The following is a 9,343-nucleotide window of genomic DNA, read 5'->3' on the forward strand; positions in this document are numbered from 1 at the left end:
CCAGTGCTTTTGCCTTCGCCCTTGCTGTTTTTGATACACTTAGGGCCCAGGGCATAACGAAAATGTGCGATATGACAAAGAATTAACGGAGAATGTGATGATCAGGCAGAAGATTCTACAGCAGCTCCTGGAGTGGATTGAGTGCAATCTTGAGCACCCTATTTCAATCGAAGATATCGCACAGAAATCTGGCTACAGCAGACGCAACATCCAGCTTCTGTTCCGAAATTTCATGCATGTGCCTTTGGGAGAATACATTCGCAAACGAAGGCTTTGTCGTGCCGCCATTCTTGTCCGGCTCACCGCGAAATCTATGCTTGATATTGCACTCTCTTTGCATTTTGATTCACAGCAGTCATTCAGCCGCGAATTTAAAAAGTTATTCGGCTGCTCTCCCCGTGAATACCGCCACCGTGATTATTGGGATCTCGAAAATATCTTCCCTTCTTTTTTAATACGTCAACAGCAAAAGACGGAGTGTAGATTAGTCAACTTTCCTGAGACACCTATTTTTGGCAATTCATTTAAATATGATATTGAAGTGTCGAATAAATCACCGGATGAAGAAGTCAAACTGCGACGTCATCATTTAGCCAGATGTATGAAGAATTTTAAGACGGATATCTATTTCGTCTCCACGTTCGAACCGTCAACAAAATCGGTCGATTTGCTCACAGTTGAAACTTTTGCCGGTACGGTATGCAAACAAACCGATTCAGAGATGTCGAAAGAGTGGACAATTAACCGAGGACTGTATGCCTCTTTCCGCTATGAAGGTGAGTGGGAGCACTACCCTGAATGGGCGCGAAACCTCTATCTGATGGAATTACCTGCCAAGGGGTTAGCCAGAGTGAACGGCAGTGATATTGAGCGATTTTATTACAATGAAGATTTCGTAGAAAAGGATAGCAATGATGTTGTTTGCGAAATATTTATCCCTGTTCGTCCGGTTTAGTTATCGCTATGTCTAAATGAATTTATAACAAGACTACTGTCAGGCAATTCAATAAATAATGGCGTTGAAGATGTCAACGCCATTATTGTTTATTAGAATGTTACTTTCATACTCTTAATATTATTTCATCGCCTCCTCGCCCGTTGCCGTATTGGCATCCACCGCGGTAATGGTCACCGTCACTGGCTTCATTTCGTACCCGCCATAGGTCAGGGCGTTAAATGTGAACGTATAGACACCAGGCTTGCTGGTACTAAATGTACGCGTGATTTTTCCGCTCACGAAATGGTCATTTTTCGACGGCAGGAACTGATAATCCTTCTCCGTCACCCCTTCCGGCGTCTGAATGTCGACCCACATATTCCCGCCAACGGGGTTATTTGCCGACATCAGGGTCACCTCCAGCTTCGCAGTCGATTTCCCATCCGCCACCAGAGATTGCACATCAGATGATGCGGCGAGCACCGCGTTTTTATCATCCGCCACGAAACTGGATTCAGCCGTTTTCGTTGATACCTGACCGTTGTCCTGACTCACTTGCGCCGTAAGTGTATATTTCGCTGCAACAGTCGTGGTGGCGGTGAAAATAGCCTGCCCTTGCTCATTCGTTGTCGCTGTGCCATTCGGTTCCAGGTTTAACGAAGCCGGGCTGGCGGTCAGCGTCACTTCGCTATCTTTCAACAAATTGTTATTGGCATCAGTCACCGTAACTTTATACGTCTGTTTGGCTTTGCCATCCGCCACTGCACGGTTGCCAATCACCTCAATACTGGAGATGGTCGCCGTAGTCTTATCCGCCACAAACGTAATGCTCTTCGCGTCTGAAGGCTGGTTATTTCCTGCTGAAGCCGTGATCTCATACGTTCCGGCAGTCACTGAAACCACCTGCAACTCTGCTTTCCCCTCATCGTTGGCTTTCACCCAGACATTATCGCCAGTAAGCGGTTTGACACCCCGGGGCAGATTAAATGTCACCAGAGTTCCTGGAACAGGGTTACCGTTTTTATCCTCAACGGTCGCCGTCAGCGTAAAGGCATCTTTGCCGTTTGCCACTTTTTGAGCGGCAGTGTCAACCTGCAGGTTTGCCTGACCGGTGCTGGCGTCTGCGTTGAATTTCACCGTGACCGTCTTCTGAGCATTATTCACTGAGGCCGTGATACTGTGTTCCCCAGCAACGGTTGCTATCAACTCAATGTCCGCTTTACCTGCCGCATTGGTTGTTACTGTATTCCCCGTCTTGCTAGTCACACCCTGCGGTAAAGTCAGCGTAACTTCTTGCCCCTGCAACGGGTTACCATAGCTGTCCACGACGGTCAGGGTTACCTGGTTAGCAGACTGTCCATTTGCCAGTTGGTTATTCACCTTCACCGCCATATCACTGATCACTGCCCGGGAAGCGTCGCCTGCAACATTCAGCACCAATGGCTGAGCAACGGCATTTTGGCCGTTCACGCGTGGCATGACAGACAACTGACCTGCAGCCGATCCCAGCGTTAAGGTCGACACGTAGACCCCATTACCTTTCTCTGTCCAGTTTCCTGCTGAAGGACGCTCACTCCCCGTGCTGGCGGCACCGCTAAACACTGGTGCATCTGGCTTCAGCCCGGTGACCGGGTTCCCGTACGCATCCTTCACGGTGAAGGTGAGTTCCGTCGTCGTTTTAACCGTTGGAGTCTTATTGTCCGCAACAAGCGTAGAGTTCGCTGATGACATCTCCCCGGCGATGACCGTCAACTGCGCGGCTTCGGTGGCTGCTGGCTGGCCGTTGAAGAGCGGCATGACACGAAGCTCGCCCGTCTTTCCGCCTGTGGTCAACGTAGCAACATAGGAACCGTCACCTTTTTCGGTCCAACTGGAAATAGTCGCCCCTTCAGAGGCGGTCCCCGTCAAACTTGCCGACAACGAAAGACCACTGATAGCGTTGCCATGCGCATCTTTCGCCACCAGCGTCACGGTTGTGCTTTCGCCTGCTTTTACGCGATCTGCGGCTACAGACACTGTCGACTGGCCTGAAGATAACGCATCAGCCACCACGGTTACTTTTGCCGCGTTTGCTGCCGCGTCCTGCCCATTGAGCTTCGGCATAACCTCTAATTCACCCGCCGTAGAGCCGAGAGTAATTTGCGCAGTCCACGTCCCATCACCATTATTTGTCCAGCCCGATGCCGTAGAACCTACAGCAGCGGCACCCGCTAATGACGGCGCTTCCGGCGTGAGGCTGGTCACAGGGTTGTCATAGGCATCTTTTGCCGTCCAGATTGCCGTAACTGTACCGCCAACCACCGGTTTATCAGGATTCAGTGTGATGGACGAATGTGCTGCATCAAGCGGCCCGGCAACAAACTTCAGCGTTTGTTGTAACGTGCCCAGCTGATACTGCTCGCTGAAGGCACGCACAACAACGTTTCCGGCACGGGTCGAAGAAACCGTGGCGCTGTAAACCCCTGGTTTTATTTCCGAAATGGCACCAACGGTTACACCATTAGTGTCTTGCGGAACAAGTCGCAGGCGGCTGGCTTCTCCCGTCACCGGATTACCCTCGGAGTCCACCGCTGTCAGTGTCAGCGTGTAGGCTTGCTGACCATCAGCAACCACATCACCTGACGGCTCGTTAGCGCTCAGGGTGGAGTTTGCCACATCCATCATCGTGGCCCGCAGTTCTGCAGTGACAGTTTTGCTCATGTCATCAACGCTAACAGTAATCGTTACCTCACCTGACTGCGTTCCGGTAGTAAAGACAGACTGATACCCCCCTGCTTCAGTTTCGGTGAACTCACCCAGTGTGGGTTTTGCCTGTGATTTAGTGGCCTTCAGGGTACGAGTCACAATATTTCCAGCCGGTTTGAAGGTTAGTTCAGTCTTGATCTGATCTTTCATGCCCGTGACTGGCTGGCCCTCGGCGTCGCGCAGAGACAGCACCAGCGGCTTTTGCTCATTACCGTTAGCAAGCATTTGAATACTGCTCTGACCGTCAAGCGTTAACGCCGTACGATCGGCGCTCATACCAGCTCCGCTAATAACCACTTCTGTCTGCACACGTTTCGAGGCATTGCCTTTGTTATCGTAGGCAACTGCTGAAATCGCATAATAATTGTCTTTGCCTGGACGGTAAGCCGGGAGCGTTACTTGCCACTGACTACCCTGACCGGTAATTTTGCCACCTTCAGCCAGTAATGACGGCGCTTCCCACTGCACATTTTTCAGTCCGTGAGTTGCTTTGCTGACCACAAGCCCCAGGGAAACCGTCTGACCGCCCTTGCCTTCAATACGCTCAGGCAGAGCAATACGGATCACTTCAGATTTGCGGTACTCAAGAACGATGTTGTTATTACGCTCAACCAGGTCATAGCGGCTGCCTGCCAGCATTCGACGCTCGCGAATGCTGTCTGTATCGAGTTGTTTTTGCAGAGGTTCGCCAATTCGGTAGTTAACTTCCAGGCCAAAGCGAGTGTCATTCTCACCACTCTTGCCCTGCTTATGCCCGGCGCTCAGTGTCAGAAGAGGCACTGGTGTATAGGTTACCTCGGCAGAAATAGCATGCGGGTCTTTCTGGCGTTTATCTTTACCAAACAGCCCGACTTCATCGCCATAATACTGCTCATACATCAGGCTTGCGCCAAGCTGCGGCCAGGCAGGTAAATAGCCCTCAGCACGAATATCCCAGCCATTCGCCGGGCGTTCCTGATAATCCTCAACATCCGGTGATTTTTTCCAGCCAGAAGCCCGGATATAACCATTGGCGCTCAGTTTCAAATAATCACGCCAGTATTCCGCACCAACACCAATGCGGGTATGACTACGGGATAAATCATGATCGATAAAAGTATTCACCCCCGCCATCCAGTCATTTCCTGAAAAATGACGCCAGCCAAAACCAATATTTGACTGAGTACGATCGTCGGTACGATGTATTGCCCCCTGAGTGAACAACATATTTGTCGGCGTGTCATAAATCGGATAAAGCATTTCCAGCGAAGAGTCCTTCAGCGAGAAATTTTTATCGACATTCAGTTTGACGCGCGCAGTACCATATTTCCCGAGCCACTCCTGTATTTCCTGGTTAGCTTTAGCTGTGGCCATTCCGGTAATAAAGTTACGTGTCGCATCGCTATCTGGCTGACTGCTTAAAAATGTCCCGGCATTTGCGGCAAACGATGCGACATTTTTCTCCACATTATTATCAGCAGCTACCGTGGTATTTTCCATGCTCAACCGTGGCTGAACCGCATGCTGCGCGCGTGCTGCCATTACTGGGGTAAAGGTGACAGCGAGTGGGAAAAGAACCTGAACAGAGATATTTGCCCACGCCACGCAGCGGGCCAGAACTGAATAACGAAATCGTGGTTGTTTATGACCTGTTTTATAACGTGACATTGAGATAATTTCCTGATGAACGAATTAACGAACATAGGCAAACACAAATAATGGTGTCTGCTTGTCAGAAAAGCCGGGGATTTCCCGGTTTCCTTTTCCGCAGAAAAGGAAATACCTTTATGTAAGAAAGTACACCGCCACCTAATATATCCAGTGTCTGTAGCCACTCATCAGGTGGGTGGGCGCGGGATTATATTTTTATTTATGGGTAAAAATTTAGCTTTTTGTGCAAGTCATTAAATAGATACCTAAGTTATATTTCTTACTCTGCGGACAGTGAATAATTCATTATTCAGAGTGAATAATAATGACCTGCTTTTAATTTACCACGATTGGAAATACGTCGAAGTAGGTATATACGCCAGGATAAACCGATATATTTTTTTTGGATATTCATTTTCCTTCATCGGACTGTAAATTGCGGGGATATCGAACTTGCACGACTCATCGCAACACTCAAACAGATTTATGAATTTCGTTCATAACCCCTGACAAATCCTGCCGTCTAATCGAGCTCTTCCCTTTACGTTATGCTTCTCATGAACGATAACGGAAGGATAACACCATGCAAAAAGTAAAACTGAACAACGGTATTGAAATGCCCCTGTTGGGCTTTGGTGTATTTCAGATGACCGATGCCGCCGAATGCGAAAGAGCGGTCATTGACGCTATTAACACCGGTTATCGACTGATTGACACCGCCGCCTCTTATCAAAATGAAATCCAGGTCGGGAACGCACTGAAACAAAGCGGTATCGCCCGTAACGAACTCTTTGTCACCACGAAACTCTGGTTGCAGGATACCAGTTACGAAGGGGCCAAAGCCCAGTTCGAACGCTCTCTGAATCGACTGCAACTTGATTACGTTGACCTGTACTTGATTCACCAGCCATATGGCGATGTCCACGGAGCCTGGCGTGCCATGGAAGAGCTGCAACAGGCCGGTAAAATTCGCGCTAATGGCGTCAGTAACTTCCATCCTGACCGACTGGCAGACCTTATCGCTTTTAATAACGTCGTTCCGGCGGTAAACCAGGTTGAAGTTAACCCTTTCAATCAGCAGCTGCAGGCCGTTCCCTGGATGCAAAGTCGTGGCATTCAGCCAGAAGCCTGGGCACCGTTTGCGGTTACAGGGCGGTAAGCGATTATGCATCTACCTATTTACGTCGGTCACTCAGTCAGAGTCTTGCCCATATTCAATGAGGTTCAACACCGCAGCCAATGAAAAGTAGGCCATGCGGGGATTAATAGCATTACTCATTAACCAATCGCTCTTTTCATTTACGTGCTCTTTATGTAACGTATTGCTTTTATTGATCTTCCTAGAGTTTGCATGAATAAGAATCTCATCCTCGCATTTGCATTATTTTCCTTACCTGTATTTGCAGAAGAAGATCTGGGGCCAGGCAAATATGTTTGTGACATTAGGATTTCCAGCCTGGATACCGCTACTCAAATTCTGTCAAAATCCGCAACAGTTCTCGATAATGGAAACAATTTCATCGTTCAAATGCCAAATGGAGATCAATTGTACTCTCCAGATCTGGAAAATGTTGATGATGGTATAAAACAAAAAGCAACAATAGGTGGAGTGACATTTATTCGTCGTCCAACTTTTAACGATCGCTTCATCGTGGAAGATGGAAATACAGGATTCTTCTATAAGATGCGAAACTGCGAGAAGAAATAAAGGAAGTTTGATAGCGATATCCTCCTGATTTTCAGGCTTTGTACCTGTTCAAGACTTACAACTACAAGCCGCTACGTGTTAACGCCTCCCAAAATAACCACCGTTAACCGTAGCGGCCATAGATACTATTATTTTAGCCACATTACTGGTGATAATGATAATTGATATTATGGCCGTATAGAAAATAAGTATTAATTATCAGAAAGTTTATTATGTAAACGCGTCCTAATGATTACGTTATTCCTCTTACCGATATTCGCCCAGAGCAACCATCAATTACACACATCATTAACTTTCTATTTTTACTCTTTTCTCCACCATAAAATCAATAAAAGCACGAACTTTAGAGGGCATTCTCACCCGTGATGAAACATAAATATAAAATCCAGGAAATGAAACAGCCCAATCCTCAAGAATCGGCTGTAACTTGCCCGCATTGATATGTTCAGCGATTGCAAAATCCAGATGTTGAATGATACCCGTTCCATTCAGCGCCATTCGTATCATGCTTTCGTCATCATTAGAAATATACTTACCTGAAACCTCTATTTCGAACTCTTCATTACCCCCCACAACATTAGAAAACTCCCATGCAGAGAGTGCACCGCTACTTTTATGCCGCAACCGAAGGCAATTATGGTTACTCAGTTCCTGAGGCGTTTCAGGAATACCGTGTTCTTTTAAATAATCTGGCGATGCCACAGTAACCAGTTTAATAAGCGGAGAAACAGGAACGGCAGTCATATGCTCATCCAGTCCTTGCTCAAGACGTATGCCCACATCACAGCCGTCCGCAATAATGTTAGATAAACCGTCATCCATAATGAGTTCTATCTTTGTTTTGGGGTAACGAGTAAGAAACTCGCCAATATGAGGCTCAACAAGCATCCGTGCTGCAACACGGGAGGAATTTATTCTCAACAGGCCTGTAGGTTCAAGTTGGGTATCACCAACATCTTTCAAAGCATCATCAATTTGCCCCAAAGCCGACACCAGCACTTCATACAGACGCTGTCCTTCCTCAGTAAGCGACATATTGCGGGTCGTACGGTATATCAGCTTGGTGTTAAGACGTTCCTCAAGAGATTTTAAATTCTGGGACAATGCGGCCCGCGTAATACCCATTTCAGAAGCGGCTCTGGAAAAACTGCCGGCACGAACAATCAGCGCAAACCAGGCAAGAGAAGGCAAAATTGAAGGCTCTATTTTCATCATTGTAAACCTTAACTTAACACTGTGATAGATATTAGACCATTGATGATAACCAATACAAGTCATACTATTACGCCGTTCTCGATATGAACACAAATGCCAGTTGCGGATAATAGAAATGATATTTAAATCTGTTTAGGCAAATCCCTGGAGCTTGAAATGAAAACGGTTTCGATAAAACACACTTACTGGGATATAGCTGCTGATATCTATTTCCCTGACGATTTTAATAGTGAAAAAAAGTATCCTGCCATTATCAGTGCCCATCCAATTGGAAGCTGCAAAGAACAGACATCGGGTAGTGTGTATGGTGCCGCCCTGGCAAAAGCTGGCTTTATCGTCATTGCTTTTGATGCCAGTTTTCAGGGAAGCAGCGGTGGAGAACCGCGTTATCTGGAAGATCCAACAATGCGAGTAAAAGACTTCAGCATTGTCGTTGATTACCTTACCACCTTACCTTACGTTGATGCCGGGCGTATTGGTGTACTGGGTATTTGTGGTGGAGGTGGATATGCCATTAATGCCGCAATGACAGAACGTCGGATTAAAGCCATTGGTACTGTCACGGGTGCAAACTACGGGCGTCTTATGCGTGAGGGATTTACAGCGTTTAATCCTATCGGAGCACTCGAAGCAATGGCGCAACAAAGAACAGACGAAGCTAACGGCGCAAAACTTCGCGTAGATGATTTACTCCCCTCTTCTCCGGATGCAGCTCTTGAAGCGGGATTAACAGAAATAGACCTTTTTGAAGCAACAGAATATTATCGTTCGCCACGAGGCTGTGCGACTAATGGGGTAAATCGTTCGCTATTTTCACATCAGACTGTTGCCGTGGGCTGGGATGCTTTTCATCTTGCAGAAGTCCTGTTAACTCAACCACTAATGGTTGTAGTGGGCGATAGAGTGGGCGCTTTTGGTGCCTATCGTGACGGCTGCGAAATTATTGGTCGTGCAGCCTCAAAACATAAAGAGTTGGTCGTGGTTGAAGGTTATTCACATTACGACCTGTATGATAAGCCAGGTAATGACTCTAACTTATTGATAGTGTTTTATGTTCAGATAATGCCCGATGACTTTGTCATGCAGCTCCACCGATTTTGAGAACGACA

5 protein-coding genes and 2 pseudogenes are annotated in these 9,343 nt (G+C 47.3%); 4 read left to right on the top strand and 3 right to left on the bottom strand.

Translation table 11 applies throughout. The annotated features are described in order from the left end of the window. Window positions 1-97: 97 nt before the first annotated feature. Window positions 98-955 carry a helix-turn-helix domain-containing protein gene (locus BEB42_RS08610; RefSeq protein WP_123058304.1) on the top strand — a complete coding sequence of 286 codons (858 nt, stop codon included), beginning with the start codon at window positions 98-100 and terminating at the stop codon, window positions 953-955. Window positions 956-1,075: 120 nt separating this feature from the next. Here BEB42_RS08610 and fdeC read toward each other — a convergent pair whose 3' ends face one another. Continuing rightward, window positions 1,076-5,329: an inverse autotransporter adhesin FdeC gene (gene fdeC / locus BEB42_RS08615; protein ID WP_105267291.1), complete on the bottom strand. Its 4,254-nt coding sequence runs from the start codon at window positions 5,327-5,329 to the stop codon at window positions 1,076-1,078. Window positions 5,330-5,894: 565 nt separating this feature from the next. Here fdeC and BEB42_RS08620 point away from each other — a divergent pair. After that, window positions 5,895-6,455, top strand: a pseudogene (locus BEB42_RS08620) (aldo/keto reductase); the annotation flags it as partial. 207 nt (window positions 6,456-6,662) lie between these two features. Further along, complete coding sequence (locus BEB42_RS08625) at window positions 6,663-7,019, top strand: hypothetical protein (protein ID WP_001038968.1); 357 nt, start codon at window positions 6,663-6,665, stop codon at window positions 7,017-7,019. A 288-nt stretch (window positions 7,020-7,307) separates the two neighbouring features. Here the strand turns inward: BEB42_RS08625 and BEB42_RS08630 are convergent, their stop codons facing one another. Then, complete coding sequence (locus BEB42_RS08630) at window positions 7,308-8,234, bottom strand: LysR family transcriptional regulator (RefSeq protein WP_001328123.1); 927 nt, start codon at window positions 8,232-8,234, stop codon at window positions 7,308-7,310. Window positions 8,235-8,390: 156 nt separating this feature from the next. Between BEB42_RS08630 and BEB42_RS08635 the strand changes: the two are divergent. After that, window positions 8,391-9,254, top strand: a pseudogene (locus BEB42_RS08635) (alpha/beta hydrolase); the annotation flags it as partial. A gap of 15 nt (window positions 9,255-9,269) precedes the next feature. On the opposite strand, the gene BEB42_RS08640 reads toward BEB42_RS08635, so the two are convergent. Further along, on the bottom strand, window positions 9,270-9,343 hold a 74-nt coding region (locus BEB42_RS08640), incomplete at its 5' end, for an IS1 family transposase (RefSeq protein ID WP_004200914.1).

The organism is Escherichia sp. MOD1-EC5990 (assembly GCF_002965285.1).
GTDB classification, from domain to species: Bacteria; Pseudomonadota; Gammaproteobacteria; order Enterobacterales; family Enterobacteriaceae; genus Escherichia; species Escherichia coli_F.

Coding starts and splice junctions, on each gene's coding strand:
- fdeC (WP_105267291.1), bottom strand. CDS start 5,329: ATGTCACGTTATAAAACAGGTCATAAACAACCACGATTTCGTTATTCA.
- BEB42_RS08630 (WP_001328123.1), bottom strand. CDS start 8,234: ATGATGAAAATAGAGCCTTCAATTTTGCCTTCTCTTGCCTGGTTTGCG.
- BEB42_RS08625 (WP_001038968.1), top strand. CDS start 6,663: ATGAATAAGAATCTCATCCTCGCATTTGCATTATTTTCCTTACCTGTA.
- BEB42_RS08610 (WP_123058304.1), top strand. CDS start 98: ATGATCAGGCAGAAGATTCTACAGCAGCTCCTGGAGTGGATTGAGTGC.